We start from the raw sequence: 20,551 nt of genomic DNA on the forward strand, positions 1-20,551 counted from the left end.
TAGCGGTATATGCGAAGGATTTGCGGATTTACTGCCTAAATGTGAAACGAAGACTTTTAGTAAGGAGGCTTATACTATGCCAAAACTACCAGATCCTACTCCTGGCGACACTAGTTGGTTTGTTCATGATAGATTTGGCTTGTTTATTCATTGGGGAATCTACTCCGCGGCGGCCCGCCATGAATGGGTCAAGAACCGAGAGAAAATCAGCGATGAGGATTACCAAGTGTATTTTGACCACTTCGACCCTGACCTTTATGACCCCACCGTTTGGGCTAAGGAAGCAAAGAATGCAGGAATGAAATACTTTGTTGTTACAACCAAGCATCATGACGGCTTTTGCCTTTGGGATTCCGCGCTCACCGATTACAAGGCTACCAACACCCCGGCTGGGCGCGATCTCCTCAGACCAATGGTTGAAGCATTCAGGGCGGAGGGCCTGAAAGTCGGATTCTATCACTCGCTTATTGACTGGCATCACCCCGAATTTCCGATTGATGGCTTGCACCCAATGCGTGACAACCTGGAGTTTCGCGAAGCCCAAAAAGGGCGGGATATCAGAAAGTATGTCGAATACCTCCATGGACAGACTCGAGAATTGCTCACCATGTTTGGGCGTATCGACATCATGTGGTTTGATTTCTCATATCCAAAAGCCGATTGGGGCTGGTCAAAGGGCAAGGGCCGCGATGACTGGCAGTCCGAGAAATTAGCCAAAATGGTTCGGGAGCTTCAGCCGCACATAATCCTTAATGACCGCATTGACCTGCCGGAAAGTGCAGATTTCCGAACGCCGGAACAGTATCAACCAAAAGGATGGCTGGAGGTTGATGGCAAGCCAGTTGTTTGGGAAGCGTGCCAAACCTTCAGCGGAAGTTGGGGATACTACCGCGATGAATGCAATTGGCGCTCGACGGATGAATTGATTCGGACGCTAATAGATTGCGTTTCCAAGGGCGGCAACTTCCTATTGAATGTTGGGCCGAATGCTCGAGGCGAGTTTGACCCAAGGGCTGTTGAAAGGCTTCGAGGAATCGGTGAGTGGATGCGGCTCCATAATAGATCAATCTACGGCTGTACTGCCAGCGACTTTGTGCCTCCGCCTAACTGCGCATATACTCAAAATGGCAAGCGGCTCTACCTGCATATCTTCGCATGGCCTTATAAACACATCCACCTCGAAGGACTTGCGGGCAAGGTTGCCTATGCTCAGTTGCTGAACGATGCATCTGAAGTAAAGAGAATTGAGATTGACCCTCACCAAGAGCCGCAAAACACTACGATGAAGGGCACGCCTGGGACTCTTACCCTTGAGCTGCCGCTTCAGAAGCCGCCCGTGGCGATTCCAGTGGTGGAGTTGTTCCTTAAGTGAAGCAAATCATGCTTTTGCTTGCCATTATCCCAGCCTGTGTGTATGCAAAGGATGTATACCAGGTCCGCAGGCTTTCTGAGCATGAGTTGCTGAAAACCTACGAGAATATAATGCTTGACTGCTGCCGATTCTCGGACAGAGATTGGCATGAGTCAGCCTTTGATGTCGAAGCTGGATATTGGGGCAACGGAATAAGCGAGGGAAATGAGGGCATTCGTGCAATTGGAAACATGGTTCTAACGAGTGCCGCACTCTTAAAGTACTCTCGCCTGAAAGATGCTGAGCGCCAATATCTCAAAAGCAGAGCCCTGCGCGCAATTCGGTATGCTGTTGCAACTCATGTCACTGGGACGCAAAAGTGCACCGACGGCAAAAAGTGGGGCTGCAGTTGGCAGTCAGGGATGTGGGCGAGCAACCTGGCGTTCGGTGCGTGGCTTATTTGGGACGACCTTGATAATGAATTGCGGGAAGGGATTGAGCGCGTCGTTTCTAAGGAGGCAGACCGTCTTCTTAATAGAACCCCGCCAACTAATCGCTGGGGTGATACCAAGGCTGAGGAGAATGGTTGGGACCTTACTTGCATATCTATTGCATCAAATATGTTCGCCCACCATCCCAATGCATCTGAATGGAACAAAAAGGCAGTCGAATATATGATGAACACCCTTTCGGTTCCCCGCGACCTTAGGGATGAGAGGCTAATAGATGGGAGACCGGTCAAGGAATGGGTCAAAGGTGCAAATTTGCATCCCGATTTCACGCTCGAGAACCACAACTTCTTCCATCCATCCTACGTCGCCTGCAGTAGTTATTTCCTAGCAGTAGCTTCAATGCACTATGCCTATGCAAGACGTCCAATTCCACAAGCTGCGACCCACCACCTTATGGATACTTGGGCAATGTTCCAAACTTTAATGCTTCCATGCGGAGAAACCATTTTCCCACAAGGGATGGACTGGGAGTTGCACGGGCTTCCCTATATAAATCTATTTGCTTTTCTATCCACTAAAATGCACGATTCCCTTGCCGCAAGGTTGGAAAGCATTCACTTGCAGTACATCAGGACGTGGCAGAATATGCAAGATGGCAACCTGGCAATTCCTGGGTCAAAATTGGGGTTCACGCGGCATGCTATCTTTGCCGAACAGGTGACATATGGCTTTCTCTCGCATAAGCTATTTGGTCCGGCATGCGAGCCTAACGCCGACACTCGCCAATTGGAATGCGTGCGGCAATTCGGTCCAATTGGCGTTATTCTTCATCGCACGCCCAGCAAGCTCGTCTCTTTCTCCTGGAAAAACCGAGTCATGGGCACGCTGGCACCCATTGGAGAGAAGCACAAAGGCAATTGCCATTTCGCTGTCCCAATAACTAATGGCTTTATAGGCACGTTCCAATTGGGCGAAGGAGGGAGCCAGGCGCTGACGGTTGTAAAACACTCCTGGCGAAAAACGGAGAATGGATTCGAGACGTTTGGTGAGTTGCTTACAAACGGTGGGCTTCTTAAACAAGAGCTCAAGGTGACTTCAGTTGGTGAGAAGGTAGTGGTTTATGAGGACAAGGTAACCGCTCTAGATGACGTATTAATTGAAAGCGAACTCGGCGTTCCAGTTGGCATTGAAAATGATATTCTCACTGGCGGCTTAAGAACTGTATATCACCAAGGCGGCAAAATTAACTTCGACTGGCAGAACCCGCAGAAGCCAGTTGCATTTCATGGCAAGTGGGTCAATGTAGATGGACGGTTGGGTGTTGTGTCTGTCGCTGGGTCTGGAATAGCTTATGTGCAAGCCACGGCGTACAATACTCAGGCAGTCTATGCAGATGTACTTTATGGTTCTTTCTCAAATCGCCGGCGGCAATTCAAAGCAGGCGATCAGGTTGCATATAGGTTAATTGTTTTCTTTGTTGAGACAACGCCGGAGGAGACTTCTCTAATTTCGGAAAGTGTGATGATAAAAGAGAAGCCCAAAGGCAGAGCGCTCAGCATTAAACTTTGTGAAGGTAAAGAGCTTCAAATAGCGCTAATGTAGAGGTTTTTGCGTGCAAAGTCGTCCACTTAGAATACCAAAGGATGTGTTAATTGGCGAGCCTAATCCTCCAATCGCATATGCCAGCGAAAAAGGGTCATGGGACCTTTCCTTTATCCTCTCTAAGCCGGTCTCGTCTGACCAAGTGCTCTGGCTTTGCTTTCATGGCGGCCGCAATCTCAAGCCTCCATGGCAAGGGTTTCAGACCGATAATCCATCTCAAGAAGGATATGTTTCCCTGCAAACCGCATCTGGCGAACTGCTGAGCGCCATCAATCATAGCGAAGATAACGGCATCTTTTCATTCAAGGTTCCCTTAGAAGGGTTTGAAAAAGGAGAGGTTTTGACAGCACATTTAACTGGAGTTACCGCACCTCGGCTGTCTCACCCCGACCGGTTTGTTCTACTTATGGTTGCCTCTCCTGTTGAAGAAATCAAAATCCACGGCATTTTCGGAGAAACGCTGGATCGCATCGTTGGTGCGTGCATGTTTCCAGTTGTGGGAAGCGTTCCTGCTAGCATCAGGGCAATAGCGCCGAGCACTATTCCTCCTGCGAAAAGGTTATCCCTGCTTGTGAGGCCTGAGGATGCGAATCGGAATACGGCGTGCCAAACCCCCGGTGATATTATCGTGCGCTTGAATGGCGAAAAGATACCCACCACTCGCTTTGAAGTTGATGGCTCGAACTGCGCCCACCTTGAGGCTTCGATTCCCAAGGAGGGTATCTACCGACTTGAGGTAGAGGATGCCGCAAATGGTATGAAATCTGTTACTAATCCAATCATATGCGGCAACGCCGAATATAAACTCTTATGGGGTGCGCTCCACGGACATACTGAAATTTCGGATGGCGTCGGCTCTCTCGATAGGTATTTCAAATACATTAGGGACGAATGTGCGCTTGATTTTGCCGCCTCAAGCGACCACGACAGTGAGAAGGAAACGCCAGAGAACCTTTGGCACTTGGTTCAGGAAGCTGTGGCTCGATATAATGAACCTCACCGATTCACAGTTTTCCTTGGTTATGAATGGGCAAAATGGCGCAAGCTTGGTCACGGTGACCGCAATGTGTATTACCTAGAAGATTATAGGCCAATCTACCGCTCTGATGAGGGCCATTATCCGACGCCGCTGGATCTTTTCGGTGCACTGAAGAATGAATCAGCAATCATCATTCCACATCATCCTCCACATCCAAGCAACCACAATGACTGGACCTTTCATGAACCCGATAAAGAACGGCTGGTCGAGATATATTCGATATGGGGATGCTCTGAACGCAGCCCCGAGGATGGCAATCCTTTGCCTGGTAGTCCTGTCCTGCGCGAGGATAACACGCCAATGAATCCTTTAGGCTATGTGCAGCGCGCCCTTGCGCTCGGATGGCGTGTGGGTTTTACAGCGGATTTTGATGACCATCTCGGTCATGTAGGCGACCGAACAACACGCGGTCGTGGGCAGACTGGCGGGCTTACTGCTGTTTGGGCGAAAGAAAATACTCGGCAAGCAATCTGGGAGGCACTTTGGAATCGGCGGTGCTATGGAACTACAGGCGAGCGCATTATTTTGAATTTTCAAATAAACAATGGTTTTATGGGGTCGGAATTCCTGCTTGCAGAACATCCGAACCTTGCGTCATCTCGAAAAATCTCAGTTTCGGTCTGCGGCACTGCACCAATCAAGCTAATCGAAATAGTAAGAAACAATAAAGATATCTATGCTTTCACTCCTGGCAGGCTCGACGTCGAACTAGAATGGGTGGATGGCAAACAACTTGAAGATGTTAATCTGCCGCCTACAGTGCACTTGCCCAAGCCGTTCACCTTCTACTACATTCGCATTACCCAAGAAGATGGCGCAATTGCCTGGTCGAGCCCAATTTGGATTATCTCATAGCTTAATTTGGTGTTTTAAACTGCGCCTAGGTTGGTAGTATATTTAGGATAGGCAGGTTAAGCCCTAAGCCTATAAGGGTCAAAATGATGTAGAAGGGAGAAAAGTACTTTGGACTTGAAAGGAACGCAGACAGAAAAAAACTTATTAAAAGCATTTGCCGGAGAATCTCAGGCAAGGAATCGGTATACCTTTTTTGCAAGCGTCGCCAGGAACGAAGGCTATATGCAAATCGCTGACATTTTCCTCGAGACAGCTGAGCAAGAGAAGGAGCATGCCAAGCGATTTTTCAAGTTTCTCCAAGGCGGCGATGTTGAAATTCAAGCCGCCTATCCCGCAGGTGTGATTGGTACAACTGCTGAAAATCTCAAGGAGGCGGCAGAAGGCGAATACTTAGAGTGGGCAAAGCTTTATCAGGAGTTCGCCAAAGTTGCCGAAGAAGAAGGCTTCCGCCAGATTGCAGCTGTATTCCGCGCAATTTCAGTCTCCGAGAAACAACACGAAAAGCGCTATAGGGGGCTTTTGGCAAATGTTGAGGCTGGAACCGTGTTCCAAAAGAGCCAGCCGGTGGTTTGGCGGTGCAGGAATTGTGGATATATTCATGAGGGAACATCGGCGCCAAAAGTTTGCCCAGCTTGCGAGCATCCCCAGGCATATTTTGAATTGCTGGCAGAGAATTGGTAGCCGTTGCTATCAAATCCCATTAACTTGCAATAGGAGGCAAGAATGTTAAGTCAGAGAATGTTAGATGCATTAAATAAGCAGATAAACGCAGAGATGTATTCAGGCTACCTTTACCTCTCAATGTCTGCCTACTACCAATCAATTGGCTTGCCTGGTTTTGCAAATTGGTTCTTTGTGCAGAATCAAGAGGAGCAAGCCCATGCTCAGATTATCTACAACCATGTAATTGACCGCGGTGGGCGGGTCATCCTCAAAGCGATTGATGCGCCGCCGACTGATTGGTCGGGACCTATCGCACCCGTTGAAGACGCCCTCAAACACGAGCAAAAGGTTACCGCAATGATTAACGATTTGGTGAACCTCGCGCTGGAAGAAAAGGATTTTGCCGCAAACGCCATGCTTCAGTGGTTTGTGACCGAACAGGTAGAAGAGGAGAAAAACCCAGCGGACATTCTCCAGCAGCTCAAGTTAACAGGTGATGCGCCTGGCGGTTTGGTGATAATTGACCGTGAGCTTGCCGCGCGTGTCTTTGTGCCTCCTGCAATCCTAACAGGCGGTGGAGCAGCGACCGCGGGTTAGCCCCTGTCGTTCGCAATATAGGCTCCTCTTTTCCCTTGCCTAATGAGAAGGAAAAAAGGCCCAAAAGGGAGAAGAGGAGCCTTGTGAGCAGATTTCAAATTTCAATCAATATTTTCCAGTTGAATGCTAATATATTTTTCCCGAAGACCATCTTGCCTTCCCCAACCGAGCACATAACTTCCTCGCATGCAATAATTAACTGGTTGATATTTATTCTGGCTAGTGGCGTGAACCCGCTAAAATATGAAGGTGAAAGCAATTTGGCGAATCTTAAGGGTATATTAATTGCTTCACTTTGCAAGGAAAATTAGTCATGTTGGAGCAAAAAGTAACTAGGCGAGAGTTTCTCAAATCGTCCGCGGCGGCAGTCGTTGGAATTGGAGGTATCGGTATGCCTTTTGCAAAAGAGCCTGCTGCAAAGAAGCCCAACTTTGTTATTATCTACTGCGACGACCTAGGATATGGCGACTTGGGATGCTTTGGGTCGAAGGAGGCGAAAACTCCAAACCTTGATTCTCTTGCTAAAAGCGGCGTCCGCTTTACAAATTGGTATTCGAACTCCCCTGTATGCTCTCCATCTCGCGCATCTTTACTGACCGGCCGCTATCCAATGCGCGCCGGAGTTCCTCGTATTCTTGGCGGGAGGCGGGGTTTGGCAGGCCTTCCGCCAACAGAGGTTACGTTGGCAACAGCCCTGAAGCCCCTTGGCTATCGGACAGCGATTTTCGGCAAATGGCATCTCGGCACGGCAGAAGAATACCGGCCAAATGCCCACGGGTTTGATGAATTTTTCGGGTTTCTGGCTGGCTGTGTTGATTACTATTCTCATATTTATTACTGGGGCCAGGGACGCGGCGAAAATCCTGTGCACGACCTCTGGCACAATGACAAAGAGGTGTGGGAAAATGGGCGCTATCTAACAGAGTTAATCACCGAGAAAGCGGTGGAGTTTATCAAGCGCCAAAGCAACCAGCCGTTTTTCCTCTATGTGCCTTACAACGCCCCGCATTATCCAATGCATGCGCCCAAAAAGTATCTCGACCGCTTTGCTAACATACCTCCCGACCGCCGAATCATGGCCGCCATGATTGCCGCTGTGGATGATGGAGTCGGCGAGATAGTCAAAGCGCTCAAGCAGGCGGGGCAATATGAGAATACCGTAATCTTTTTCTCTAGCGACAATGGACCATCTAATGAGACCCGCAATTGGCTCGATGGCAGGGTTGATCCATATCTCGGCGGCAGTGCTGGAATCTTTCGCGGACACAAGGGGAGCCTTTTCGAAGGAGGCATACGCATGCCAGCAATCATGAGCGCACCTGGCCGCATTCCAGCAGGAAAAGTTTGCCACGAAGTAGGCGCAATGATGGACATCTTCCCAACATTCATTGAATTTGCCGGCGGTAAGCTCCCAACTGGCCGAAGTATTGACGGCATAAGTATCCAGCAGATGGTAGTCGAAGGTGCAAAGTCTCCACATCATCGGCTCTTTTGGGAGTATGCTGGCCAACTAGCAGTTCGACAGGGAGAGTGGAAGCTTGTGCTGAATGGCAAGCTTGATTTCAGCCAAACCCAGCCCGATGCTGTTCATCTTTCTAATCTAGAGACAGACCCTGGCGAAAAGACCAATCTAGCAGATAAGCATCCGTCCCTTGTAGAAGAGCTAACGGCTGCCGTTCAGGGTTGGTTCGCCGAACTAAGGAGTGATTAATGATGGGTGATAGTTCAAAAAATCGCCGCGGTTTTATATTAAAAGGCTTGCTGGCATTATTAGGTGGACTCATTGGCAGGCGCGTGCTTGCTGAGGAGAATTCTTCTGGATTAGAAACCGAAGGGGAGGTGCTCAAAACCTGTGTCTATAAAGGGCGCCCGCCTATTGAGCCGCTCGATACGATGGTTCGCTTTGAGCGCTCGGATAACAATAACAAGCGGGCTATGACTCACGAAATCCTGTCCCTAATGCATGAGGAAAAGGGCACGAAGTCTTATCCTTGGACCATTTATTCTCACTTGACTACTCATCATGTCGAAGGAGATGCTTGTGTAATCTGTTCTCGCCTGCATAAAAACGGTAGGGGTTGGTCTTGTGGCCTTCATTCGGAAGTTTTCAGCAATGCTCCAATGGTTGGCCTAGGAGTTAATGTTGAAATGAGCAATCTTTATGCGGGCTCTGAGCAGACGGTATTGTATGGCGTCAATGTCATGGCTTGTGGACCAAATCCATGCCAGAGCGGCATTGTTATCAAGAATAATGGCTCAGGTCCAGGTGCTATCTTCGAAAAGCAAATATCGCTTGAAAGTGGCGGTTCGATTGGGATTGACCTACCTGCGAAGTTTGACGTTGGCATTCAAATGCATGGGAATGCCATAGCTTTAGATGGTGAAGGCAAAATTAAATTGCGCTATTCCAATGGGCGCATAGAATTCCTAAATGGCGACAAATGCATTGGCCATATTAATGTGGAAGAGGAGGACCACGAATTATAAGGCTTGTGCATTTTGAATACTTTTGTCTTCAAAGGAGGAAAAAAATGGCTTACAAGATGATTCAAGTTGGCACGGGAGGCTTTGGCGCTTGGTGGTGCAAAGTATTTCTCCCGCCAAACATCAAAGAAGGACTTGTAGAAGTAGTAGCCGCGGTGGATATTAATTCGGAAGCTTTGTTAAATGCTCGTGAGCATCTTGGTTTGCCAGAGGATAAGTGCTACACCGATATTAATAAAGCGTTCGACGAAAACCCTGCCGATTTCTGCACCATAGTCGTACCGCCAGCATTTCACGAGGATATAGTTGACGTGGCACTTGCTCACGATATGCACATACTATCCGAGAAGCCAATCGCAGACACCTTGGAAGCATCCGTCCGCATTGCCGAAAAAGTCAAACGCGCAGGAAAGAAAATGGGCGTTACCATGAGCCACCGCTTTGACCAAGACAAGACTACTCTTCGGCAGGAGCTTAGGTCGGGGCAGTATGGCCAGCTTGACTATTTAATTTGCCGATTCACATGTGATTGCCGGCGGTTTGGAAGCTGGGGCAAATTCCGTCACGAAATACCTGACGCCCTAATGGTTGAGGGAGCTGTTCACCATCTCGACATACTTGCAGACCTAGCTGGGGCAAAGTGCGATACTATTTACGCACAGACCTGGAATCCGCCGTGGGGTGAATTTGCTGGTGACTCCCAAGGGCTTGTTATGATGTCTTTTCAAAACGGAGCGCGCGCTTTCTATGAGGGTGCCAAGACCAATGCCACAGGGCTAAATGGCTGGGGCCAGGAATATATTCGCGCCGAATGCGAGAAGGCAACTATTATCCTAAACCACCGCCGGATTGAGCGATTCTGGTACAACCCATCTGGTTCATATTCGGATGAAGGCACAGGCGAAATAGTACCGCTCATTGAACAGCCAAAATGGGCAAATACATGGCTTATTGAGAAATTCGTGCGTTGGCTCGACGGCGGCGAACCAATGGAAACAAATGTGGAGGACAATCTCCAGTCGGTTGCGCTAATCTTTGCGGCAATCAAAAGTAGCAAAACAGGTAGCCCCGTTAAGGTGCAGCAGCTTCTAGAAGAAGCACGCAGAAACATCACATAAGGCTGGTGACGGCGTGGCGAGGGCTGTTTTGGCGAACAGTCGTTATTTCTGCATGGCGAAGTTTAGGGCGAATAGGGCGGAAACAACAACCATCAAAGGGTGCAGTTCCTTCCACTTCCCAACCATTAGCTTAACTAGAGTGTAGGCAATGAATCCGTATCCGATTCCTCGTGATATGCTTAGAGTGAGAGGGATTACGAGGATGGTTAGGAATGCCGGGAACGATTCCTCTAAGTTGCCGAATGGAATCTCGCAGACTACAGTCATTAGAAGAAAGCCAACGACAATGAGCGCTGGCGCGGTTGCTACGGCGGGAACAATGCTGATTGCTGGCGCAAAGAACACGGCAAGCAGGAATAGAACGCCTACGACCACTGCAGTCAGCCCAGTTCGGCCCCCCGCCGAAACACCAGAAGCGCTTTCAATATAGGTAGTTACTGAGCTTGCACTACATATCGAGCCCCACACTGCCGCAAGTGAATCCACAAGGAGCACTCGGTTCAGGCGCGGAAGGCGCCCATCGGGGGTCAGATAGCCTGCCTCGCCTCCAACTGCAATTACCGTGCCCATGGTGTCAAAGAAATCAGTGATTAGAAAAGCAAATATCGTTGCAACTAAGCTGAGATTCAACGCCCCTAAGATGTCCAGCTTTGCAAACGTCGAAAAGTCTGGAGGGGCGATTAGCTTATCGGGTATCTTACCAATTCCGGCGGCGATGGCAATGCCGGTGGTGATTAAAATCCCAAGCAGTATAGATCCTTTAATTCGCCGAGCCATGAGCACAAGCATGATAACTAAGCCGCATGTCGAAACTAGCGTGCCGATGTTTCGAAAAGAACCAAAGCTTGTTAGCGTCGCTGAGTCTCCAATTACCCAGCCGGCTTGCTGCATGCCGATATATGCGATTAGAAGTCCGATTCCGACTCCAATTGCTCGCTTTAAGCTTAGAGGAATTGCATGCATGACGGACTCGCGAATTCGGGTGAGCACCAGAATTGTAATGATTGCTCCCTCAATAAAAACAATTCCCATGGCTGTCTGCCACGGGATATTCATGCCTTTTACAACCGAATAGGCGAGTACAGCGTTTAAGCCCATTCCGCTCGCAAGCGCAAAGGGGTAGTTTGTGTAGAAGCCCATCAAAAGTGTTGGGATTGCAGCAGCAAGGGCAGTGGCCGCGATAGTTGGGACAAGGGGTAGCCCGGCTGCCTGAAGTATGCTCGGGTTGACGAAGATAATATACGCCATGGTCATAAACGTAGTTAAGCCGGCAATTACCTCGGTTCTTATGTCAGTGTTTCTTTCTTTGAGTCGGAATATGCGTTCGAGCATTCTGCCACTCCAGACTGTTTGCTATTGTTTTAATGCCTAGCTCTAGCCGACTTTTTAGTGCCGTTATGTCTTTTTACCATGAACGATAACAAGAATCGAGCGATTTATATCAGTAAGTTACAAAGCTTTTCACATCATAGCCTTTGAGCTGATCTCGACCACGAAGGAAAGTAAGCTCTACAAGGAAGACAAGGCCAGCAACTTTTCCGCCAAGCTCCTCAACGAGCTTCACCGAAGCCGCCGCAGTGCCGCCTGTTGCCAGTAAATCATCCACAATTACTACTCGCTGTCCAGGAACAATTGCATCACGATGCATCTCGACTACGTTCGTCCCATATTCCAAGGCATACTCGCACTGGACTGTTTCATGTGGGAGTTTGCCAAGTTTCCGCACGGGGATAAACCCAACGCCTAGCTCTAGCGCAATTGGGGTCCCGAACATAAAACCCCTTGACTCAATTCCAACGATTGCCTCTGCCTTTTTCTCTCTGGCAAAGTCAGCCATCCTTTGTATGACCTCAGTAAATGCTTGTGGATGCAGCAGGACTGGGGTGATATCTTTGAAGATTATCCCCGGCTTAGGGAAATCGGGTATATCTCGAATTAGGTTCTTTAAAAGCTGTTCAGACATGGCATCAGCTCCTCTCTGTGAGCCATTGTAATCATAAAGCGCAATAATTACAACAATAGTTTATTGCCTTCTCCCGATTGCTAGGCTTTCCTCGAATGGTGGCCATAGGATGCCGCGCTCGGTGATAATGGCGGTCACATATTCGGCTGGAGTCACGTCGAAGGCTGGGTTCATTACACGCACGCCCTCCGGGGCAATTCGAATGCCAGAAATATGGGTAACTTCATCTGGCGATCGTTCCTCAATGGGAATCATTTCGCCGTTGGGAAGCGAAAGGTCAACGGTTGACATGGGAGCTGCGACGTAGAACGCGATGTTATGTTTTCTCGCTAAAATGGCGAGGCTGTACGTGCCAATCTTATTTGCAACATCGCCATTGGCTGCAATTCTGTCCGCTCCGACAATCACGCAATTGACTAAGCCTTTTTGCATGGCATAGCCAGCCATGTTGTCTGTAATAACCGTAACCGGAATGCCAAGTTGCTGAAGTTCCCATGCTGTGAGACGCATGCCTTGAAGACGAGGGCGTGTCTCGTCGGCAATGACTTTGACCTTTTTGCCAGACTCAACGGCGGCTCGGATTACCCCAAGAGCTGTTCCATATCCTGCGGTTGCAAGGGCTCCTGCATTGCAATGAGTGAGCACGGTGTCTCCATCTTGAATAAGCTCAGAGCCATTCTTGCCAATGCGTTGGTTAACCTCAATATCTTCTTCGAGTATTGTGATAGCCTCGTCTATGAGTCTGCGCCGGATTTGGTCTATTGGAAGGCGAGCGTTTTCGTTTGCCGCGCGCAGCATCCGCTCAACCGCCCAGAAAAGGTTTACGGCGGTGGGTCGGGTGGCGCGGAAATCATTGGCTACTTTCGCGATTTGTTCCCAAAAATTGTTTTCTGGAATTGATTGAGCGGCAAGAGCAATCCCAAGGGCAACCGCAACTCCTATGGCGGGTGCGCCTCGTACTTGCATTGTTCTTATTGCTTCCACGACGCCTTGGTAGTCGGCATATTCAATATATGCCAGCTCGTCTGGAAGCTTTGTCTGGTCTATGAGAACTACCTTGCCGTCTTTCCAATCAACTGGTCGAAGTTCGGCAGCCACCGTAATACCTGTGTTTTTCTAGCTGAACTTAGCTAAGCGATTGGAGACTTCGTCTGCAAATCGCGAAATATAGCCTGCTACGTACTCCTTCACATCTAGCGATGGGTCCTTAATTAGAGGAGTTAAGTCCATCGCAAAGCTCATCTGGGTTGTAATATCAGTGCCGTGCGACTCGAAGTAGGTTGCGTTTGCCCTTCGCCTCCCAATTGTCGCTAAGTCATACCGCTTTCCGCCGCAGATTTGGGAGTCGAAGACTCCTAGGAGTGCTGCCGCCAAATTCTCATGCCCTGCAAGGTCGAAGGCAACTTTGTCCTCATCAATCATCCAGTCGAGGTCCCGCCAAACTTCGCATCCATAGACGGCTTTGGGTTTGGCATCGTCCGGAAGCTCTCTCAATGCCTGAATTGTGCGAAGGGCAACCGACACGTGGGTGTCGTGTTTGTCCGCTAGGTTATGAGTATAAAGGATCTCTGGGCGGCTCGCTAGTAGCAGTTTTTTAATATCCTCAACTACGTTCTTGTTAGACGGATCTTTTACTGCTGAACTGCTGTAATCTAAAAGCGCAACTGCTGCGTATTCACCCACAACAGCGGCTTTCTTTTGTTCCGTTCGGCGGACCTTCTGCATGTCTTCATCGGTATAGTTGGCATACAAGTCGTCCCTCGGACTGCCGGCTCCATTTGTCACTACAACGCCCATGAACCAATTTGTCGGGCTTCCGAAGCATTTTAGAATGCCGTCGTATGCCATAATTTCAATATCATCTTGGTGACACCCTATTGCCATATGGGTTGTTCGAGCAATTGCTTTTTCAACCAGTTCGCCATCTGGGACAAATATTTCGGCGTTTGGATTTGTGAGTTGCATTAGTTTTTCCTCCGCATCCGTCACTCTCTATTCCGTAAAAGAGAGTAAGGTTTGAATTATTTCTTAATCTCCGGAAGGCTTGCCGCCGCAACGGCTTGGCCAACACGACGTGTGGCTTCGTCCTCCGGCAGGTGAAGCGATATCCGGTCCACGAGCTCAGGAAATTCCGTCCGCAAGACTTCCTTCGCACGCTCGATTATTATTGGGCCTCCACTGCCTGAGGTTACGCGTCCAAGAACTAGCATGTGCCTGATTTCATAAAAGTCAGCATAGTGGGCAATGGCGTACCCTACATAGCAACCAATTGTGTGCCAGATTTGCTTTGCACGTTCTTCGCCCGCCTCAAGCAAGTTTTGAACCGATTTTAGCTTGTCTGCTAAACTCAGATTCTCATTAAGTTCGATTCCTGCTGCGCTTGCCAACCTGAATACGCCCTGCTGGGAAAGATATTGAACGCCACAGCCAGCGTCACCTGACCATTCGTCTACTGGGGCATCAGGATGGTAGTCAATTGGCGCAAAAGCAAGTTCATTCAACCACCCTGTGATATTTCCTTCTTGGTTGACGTATCCTGCCGCTTCGCTTGACCCCATTGCAATGCCAAGAACTGCGTTGTCATTTAGAGACATTGCACCTGCGAGTGCGGTTACGTCGCCGTCGTTTACAACAACTAGTGGAACACCCCATTCTTCGCCCATTCGATTGAATATTGATTTTACTTTTGTCTCAAACAGCTCCTTCGGAACGCCGCGGAATAACGAGGCAACCATTGGGCGGTTGTTGATAATAACCCCAGCAGAGCTCCCGCCTATTGCGTCTACCCGAGGCATATGGGCGGCGGCCGATTTGAGCCCAGCCATGATTTCGCGGTAGTGGTACTCTGGATCGCTCTGTCCGCGTGGGTCCCATACAACTTCCTCGCTGAAAACGGGCTCGCCATTAATCACAGCGGCGGCTTTCCGATCGCTTGCACCGAGATCGAATCCTATGCGGCATCCGTCTAAGTGCCTACCAAGAGCAGCGCTAACTTCGTGCGGTGGGGCGACCTTTTCAGGGTCGGTAATTTCAACTTCGAATGGCCTCTCGTACGTAGTTGGGCCCATGAAGTCCCAATCAAAGGCGCGCTCCCCATTTGGCGAATAAACTTCCTGGATGTATTCGCCAATCTCTCTCGGGCCGCCAATGGTTACTTTCCACGCGCCTTTCTGCCATAGAAAGAACTTTACCAGGCGCTCAACGTATGGAAAATTGAGGCTAGCTTTCTCATGGCTCGCCGGAAGTATTTGCGTTTCATATCGCGACCTGGTTCCATCTCCTCTCTCCAAACCTATGACGAGAGGGACGCCTCTGCCAGATTCCTTGACAAGTTCGCGAAATGCCCGGTTTGCTAGGACCGCTGGGCGGAACATGTCATCCAATGGCGGTTTAACCTTCGGTATACCGAGTTCTGCTAGCTTTTTCAAATCTTTACTCATACAATTACCCCTCTGCTATATGCGAATTGGCGATATGATCGTTGGTGAACGGAGATTGCGACTGTTTGCCCTCCTTTTTCGCCAAAACGCGATTGCCAATGTAAACGTATGCATTTCAATAATAAGACGCAGGAGTGATATTGTCAAGGTTGGGTGAGCGTTTCCTAGGCTAGCAATTGGTGTTCATGCAAGACACGGCAAAAATAGCTGGCAAATTCTAAATCTTTATAGAAGGATTTGACCCGCTATTGAAAGTATGAATCATAAAGAATAACGGTTGATTATGATTATTTTGACTACCGATACCAACCGAACAGTTGTATTGGACTTGGAGCGAGTAAGAAGATGAAAAGAATTTGGGTTATTATGCTTGCCTTAGGCATTATTATTCCCTGCAGAGGTGATGTCGTGAGCATTCCAGACGATTTCCCAAAGTTTTCAGTCCCTGGCTATGAAAAGGAGATGGCGAGCATTCGTCAGCTTTTCTGGCTGCATTATCCTGGCTCGGGCCCCAAGGCTACGCTTTGGGACGAGTGGCTAAGTGGCCCAGCGTTGTGGCCTGCTGTGAGTGGTTCGATGGAAAAAATGCGTAAGGATTGGGCTCGTGTTCTTAGCGAGAGGATTATTGATCCCGAGGGGTATGTGGCTACTCATCAGCATGCATCAATAGCTCACCAGCATGGCTGGCCGTTTCCTTTTTGGAATCAGGGCGTGGGTACTGTAGGGTGGCATTTTTCGTTTAAGAACACCGTGGGTCCCCCTTGGCGCCAGCATGATTTGAGCACAACCAGCGGATGGAAATTATCTGGTGCTGAGGATAAAGGAATTAGCGAGGACGGTTGGAAACTCGAGCTGACCGAACCAAATGCCTCTGCTTCTACGCCTTCGATTAAGGTGGACACCTTTCAGTCGCCATTCCTCCAACTTCGCTGGTCAGCGACTGGCCTTGGAGATGCAAAGCCCTTCATCGAATGGACAACCAAGGAAAATCCCAGGTTTTCTGCCGACCGTCGAATGTACTTTGAGCCTGTTGAGGGGACAGCGATAACCTATACAATGATTCCACTCTACAAACACCCAAAATGGGCTGGTGAGGTCACAAAGCTTCGAATCTGCTTTGGAAACTCTGTTCCAGGCGGATTGGTTACTATTCAAGCTTTCTTTACCCAATACGATACTCGGCACAATGTTAACAGCCAGAACTTTATACTTGGTTGTTCAAATTACTTTCACTGGACAGGCGATATCAATTTCCTTCGACGGAATATTAACCGCATGAGAATGGCGCTGCGGCATATGATGACAGAACATCATACGCTTGAGAAAAAAGTTGTCTATACTACTTGGGTTGGTCACGATGGTCGAAGCGGTTTGAAACGCAACGCCGATGGGTCAAAGGAGATCTTCTCCGGCAGGGGGATTGGAAATAACTATTGGGATTTGCTGCCATTTGGTGGAATGGATGCATATGCGACAATTCATTACTATGGTGCACTGCTGGCAATGGCAGAAATAGAAAAAGAAATTACTGAGCATCCGGAATGGAACATTCCGCTTGGCACGCTTGTTTTTAATTCCGAAATGCTGCTTAAGCATGCAGAGGAAGTAAAGGAAACTGGCAACAAGATTTTTTGGAACTCTAAAACTGGACGTTTTGGCACCGGTCCCGATGCAGATGGGAAAATGCATGATTATGGATTTACTTTCTTAAACTTAGAGGCAATTTACTATGATTTTGCCACGCCAGAGCACGCACGCTCGATTATGGAATGGATGTCAGGCAGGCGCATTGTAAAGGATGATACTGCGCAAGGCATGGATATCTACCATTGGAGATTTGCGCCTAGGGCGACTACAAAGCGAAATCTGGATTACTATTTCTGGGCATGGAGCTCACCTGAAAGCATTCCTTGGGGTGGTCAGGTTCAAGACGGTGGAGCAGTCCTCGGATTTTCTTATCACGACATTATGGCGCGTATTCGCACTCTTGGAGCGGACGATGCTTGGGCTCGCCTAAAAGAAATCGTTAAATGGTTCGATGAAGTCCAGGCGGCGGGCGGATATCGTAAATACTACGACGGTTCTCGCGAGGGCACTTTGCAGGGTGGTGGAACCGCAGGCGGCTTGGGCCTTGATTGTGAGTTCTTCGAGAGTGTTATGGTTCCGCAAGTGATGCTCGACGGATTTCTTGGTTTCAAGCCAACTGCGGATGGTTTTAAAATAGCCCCCAAGCTTCCGCGAGACTGGCTTGAGCTGACCATTGACCGCATTCGCTGGCACGATTTCATCTTTACCATCAAAGCGACGCATACCAAAGTAGAAGTTCGCCGAATTTCCAGTCTACCTGCATGTAAGCCTGTCATTATCTCACTGCCTGGCAGTTGGAAAGCATTGGATACATCAGGAAGTGTAGTTAGAAGGCTTCGCGATGGGTTATTTGAAGTAGATTGGAGAAGCGGTGATACCGTAAGGTTTGAGATGACCGACTCGGAGTTGCGATAGAAATAAGGTCATCTGCGAAGATGTCCGATGGCGACTTTCTAGGGTTTGCTTGACATACGCACGGATATATGGCATCCTGTAAGAAATTATAGTACCCACAACAGCAAGGAAGATTCATAGTTGTTCGCCGCACTCAGACACCGAAATTATAGGCTGTATTGGTCAGGAATACTGATCTCAGCCATTGGTAGCTGGGTGCAGACAATTGCTCAGGGATGGCTTGTCTTCAAGCTAACAAACTCCTCCCTGATGCTTGGCACAGTGCTGTTTTTAAATAGTATTCCCTTCACAGCGCTGTCGCTTTTCGCGGGGGTGATTGCAGACCGGGTTGACCGCCGAAAATTACTGCTGCTGACCCAAAGCATATTGGCACTTTCGGCGTTCATATTAGGGGTGCTCGTCACTATTGGGAGCATTAGAATTTGGCATATAATGGGGTTGGCGTTTTTGAGTGGATGTGCAAACGCTTTCGATATCCCCACACGCCATTCGAGCATTCCTTTCCTTGTTGCAAAAGAGCACCTGATGAATGCAATTGCCTTGCAGTCGGCAGCGTTCAACAGCGCACGTATCATTGGGCCGGCGATTGCAGGGATACTTGTAGAACACATTGGGATAGGGCGGTGTTTTTTCGTTAATTCGGTTAGCTTTTTGGCAGTCATTGCGGCTTTAATATTAATAAAAATAAAGAGTCCGAAGACTGCAGAGCGAGCCGACGTGCTCTCTGAGTTTCGACAAGGAATGAGATATGTTTGGGAGCACAGCACCATTAGGACTCTTATCATTATGGTGGCATTTCCCAGTGTGTTTTCGATGCCTTATACAACGTTGATGCCTGTGTTTGCAGACCGAGTGCTAAAAGTTGGCGTGACTGGCTGTGGGACCCTAATGTCGGCGGTAGGTATAGGAGCACTTGTTGGAGCATTGAATCTTGCATTTTTTAGCAATTCTCAGAGGAAAGGCTTGATTCTCTCCATAGCCTCGGTCTCGCTTGCAGTTATGCTGATACTTTTTGCAAATTCAAAGATATTTCCCTTGTCGCTGGTTTTTTTGGTTGGCCTTGGTTTTATGAATGTAACTTACCTTGCAACGACAAATACGCTTGTGCAGAGCATTGTGCCGGATAATCTTAGGGGGCGCGTTGTGAGCGCATACTTATTTGCATTCCAAGGCCTTTTGCCACTTGGGCATATTCAGGCGGGGGCGCTGGCAAATGTAATTGGAGTGCAAGCCACATTGACTATAGGTGGTATTATCTGCGGCAGCGCTGCTACTCTGATGCTCTTATGCCAACCCAAAGTAAGGTGCCTTAAGTGATATTTTGAGATAATACTGTCTAATCCGATTATGGAGGTAAGTATTTGTTCCGAACCTGTTATATAACTTTGCTTTTCTTGGTTTTATCTGTGGGCGCAACAGCGGCTGTCTCAATCCCACCGGTAGCTTGGTCCGGTGACGGTGCGAAAATTGCCGTAGCCAGCCAGATTGAGGGAGCGTATGGCATACACATATTTGACCCTAATGGATGTAGAGGTAATTTTATAAGATTTCACCATGAAATTCTTGCGATGAAATGGCCAGCAAGCGACCAGCCAATTGCAGTTTTAGCGCGTCAGTCGGACGGCAAGTGCTATTTGTGGCTATTAAATATTTCAGGAATCATTAAGAAAATTTCTAACAGGGCTGTCTACATACCGAAAATAGCAAGCCCAAATTATTTCTCTTGGTCGCCAGACGGAACAGCTATCGCCTTCGCTTCGAACTCCGGCGGTAGCGTGAATATATACCGCATTCGCGTTGATTCGGGCAGAGAGCAAAAGCTGACAAGTGGGAGCATGGATTTCGAGCCAACTTGGTCTCCCGATGGGAGTAAAATTGCTTTCACTAGCAGAAAGGGGAAATCCCTTGGCATATATCTCGTCTCCTCAGCAGGTGGTTCTGCGCGGTGTGTTATTGACACACCTGACGACGAAGAGAACCCAACATGGTCGCCTGATAGTACGCGCTTAGCATTTCTTCGCACTGGCGGGCGTACTGGAATATACACCATATCAATCTCAGGTTCGGGGTTAAAGCCAATCGCCATAGGGGGAAGTAGTTATCGGTCGCCAGTATGGTCATCTACCGGTAAGTGGATTAGTTATATATATGGGAAGGAACCAGCAAATATTTTTGCTACTAGCGTTGCAAAATCCACAGGATTTGGTCCCCATTTTCAGGCTTCGTTCGACCGCTCAAAAGCAGTTAGCACTTGGTTAAGGGTGCCGACGTGGTCTCCAAACCACGACCGTCTTGTTTATGCAACTTACGAAGATGGGAGATTGAGCGTCCGCATTGCTACTCTTTCAGAAAAAAGTGGCCCCGCTATATCTTATGTTTATACTGCTCCACCTATTGTTCGCAAGCGCTCGTAAAGGCAATTGTTTAGAATCATGCATTGTTAACAATTCAAACCCGCATTTATACCAAAAGCAGACGTTCTACG

General features: G+C 48.6%; 16 protein-coding genes. 11 read left to right on the forward strand and 5 right to left on the reverse strand.

Going from position 1 to position 20,551, the window contains the following annotated elements; all coding sequences use genetic code 11:
- The first annotated feature begins 76 nt into the window (after positions 1 to 76).
- The 8 genes from QHH26_01610 (at position 77) to QHH26_01645 (ending at position 10,161) form a co-directional block, all read left to right on the forward strand.
- Positions 77 to 1,372 (forward strand): alpha-L-fucosidase, encoded by a 1,296-nt coding sequence (locus tag QHH26_01610; protein MDH7480656.1) that lies wholly within the window; start codon positions 77 to 79, stop codon positions 1,370 to 1,372.
- A complete protein-coding gene (locus tag QHH26_01615) occupies positions 1,369 to 3,405 on the forward strand; it encodes a hypothetical protein (protein ID MDH7480657.1) in 2,037 nt (678 codons plus the stop codon). The genes QHH26_01610 and QHH26_01615 overlap by 4 nt, the downstream gene beginning before the upstream one ends.
- 10 nt (positions 3,406 to 3,415) lie before the next feature.
- Positions 3,416 to 5,299 (forward strand): DUF3604 domain-containing protein, encoded by a 1,884-nt coding sequence (locus QHH26_01620; GenBank protein MDH7480658.1) that lies wholly within the window; start codon positions 3,416 to 3,418, stop codon positions 5,297 to 5,299.
- Positions 5,300 to 5,407: 108 nt separating this feature from the next.
- Positions 5,408 to 5,980 (forward strand): rubrerythrin family protein, encoded by a 573-nt coding sequence (locus tag QHH26_01625; GenBank protein MDH7480659.1) that lies wholly within the window; start codon positions 5,408 to 5,410, stop codon positions 5,978 to 5,980.
- A gap of 42 nt (positions 5,981 to 6,022) precedes the next feature.
- Positions 6,023 to 6,559: a ferritin gene (locus tag QHH26_01630; GenBank protein ID MDH7480660.1), complete on the forward strand. Its 537-nt coding sequence runs from the start codon at positions 6,023 to 6,025 to the stop codon at positions 6,557 to 6,559.
- Between the two features lie 391 nt (positions 6,560 to 6,950).
- Positions 6,951 to 8,270 carry a sulfatase-like hydrolase/transferase gene (locus tag QHH26_01635; GenBank protein MDH7480661.1) on the forward strand — a complete coding sequence of 440 codons (1,320 nt, stop codon included), beginning with the start codon at positions 6,951 to 6,953 and terminating at the stop codon, positions 8,268 to 8,270.
- Positions 8,270 to 9,046 carry a hypothetical protein gene (locus QHH26_01640; GenBank protein ID MDH7480662.1) on the forward strand — a complete coding sequence of 259 codons (777 nt, stop codon included), beginning with the start codon at positions 8,270 to 8,272 and terminating at the stop codon, positions 9,044 to 9,046. Before QHH26_01635 ends, QHH26_01640 begins: the two co-directional genes overlap by 1 nt.
- Positions 9,047 to 9,090: 44 nt before the next feature.
- A complete protein-coding gene (locus tag QHH26_01645) occupies positions 9,091 to 10,161 on the forward strand; it encodes a Gfo/Idh/MocA family oxidoreductase (GenBank protein ID MDH7480663.1) in 1,071 nt (356 codons plus the stop codon).
- A gap of 42 nt (positions 10,162 to 10,203) precedes the next feature.
- Here the strand turns inward: QHH26_01645 and QHH26_01650 are convergent, their stop codons facing one another.
- From QHH26_01650 to QHH26_01670, 5 genes are all read right to left on the reverse strand, one after another.
- Positions 10,204 to 11,493 (reverse strand): NCS2 family permease, encoded by a 1,290-nt coding sequence (locus QHH26_01650; protein MDH7480664.1) that lies wholly within the window; start codon positions 11,491 to 11,493, stop codon positions 10,204 to 10,206.
- Between the two features lie 109 nt (positions 11,494 to 11,602).
- Positions 11,603 to 12,124, reverse strand: a complete 522-nt coding sequence (locus tag QHH26_01655; protein ID MDH7480665.1) for an adenine phosphoribosyltransferase — start codon at positions 12,122 to 12,124, stop codon at positions 11,603 to 11,605.
- 60 nt (positions 12,125 to 12,184) lie between these two features.
- Positions 12,185 to 13,222 carry an S-methyl-5-thioribose-1-phosphate isomerase gene (gene mtnA / locus QHH26_01660; protein ID MDH7480666.1) on the reverse strand — a complete coding sequence of 346 codons (1,038 nt, stop codon included), beginning with the start codon at positions 13,220 to 13,222 and terminating at the stop codon, positions 12,185 to 12,187.
- Between the two features lie 18 nt (positions 13,223 to 13,240).
- Positions 13,241 to 14,089 (reverse strand): PIG-L family deacetylase, encoded by an 849-nt coding sequence (locus QHH26_01665; GenBank protein ID MDH7480667.1) that lies wholly within the window; start codon positions 14,087 to 14,089, stop codon positions 13,241 to 13,243.
- Positions 14,090 to 14,145: 56 nt separating this feature from the next.
- Positions 14,146 to 15,564: an ROK family protein gene (locus tag QHH26_01670; GenBank protein MDH7480668.1), complete on the reverse strand. Its 1,419-nt coding sequence runs from the start codon at positions 15,562 to 15,564 to the stop codon at positions 14,146 to 14,148.
- Positions 15,565 to 15,909: 345 nt separating this feature from the next.
- Here QHH26_01670 and QHH26_01675 point away from each other — a divergent pair, with 345 nt between their 5' ends.
- From QHH26_01675 to QHH26_01685, 3 genes are all read left to right on the forward strand, one after another.
- Positions 15,910 to 18,066 carry a hypothetical protein gene (locus tag QHH26_01675; protein MDH7480669.1) on the forward strand — a complete coding sequence of 719 codons (2,157 nt, stop codon included), beginning with the start codon at positions 15,910 to 15,912 and terminating at the stop codon, positions 18,064 to 18,066.
- A 120-nt stretch (positions 18,067 to 18,186) separates the two neighbouring features.
- Positions 18,187 to 19,383, forward strand: a complete 1,197-nt coding sequence (locus tag QHH26_01680) for an MFS transporter (GenBank protein ID MDH7480670.1) — start codon at positions 18,187 to 18,189, stop codon at positions 19,381 to 19,383.
- A gap of 44 nt (positions 19,384 to 19,427) precedes the next feature.
- On the forward strand, positions 19,428 to 20,480 hold the full coding sequence (locus QHH26_01685; protein ID MDH7480671.1) for a hypothetical protein: 1,053 nt from the start codon (positions 19,428 to 19,430) through the stop codon (positions 20,478 to 20,480).
- Positions 20,481 to 20,551: the final 71 nt, after the last annotated feature.

It is taken from the genome of Armatimonadota bacterium, assembly GCA_029907255.1.
Classification (GTDB): domain Bacteria; phylum Armatimonadota; class UBA5829; order DTJY01; family DTJY01; genus JAIMAU01.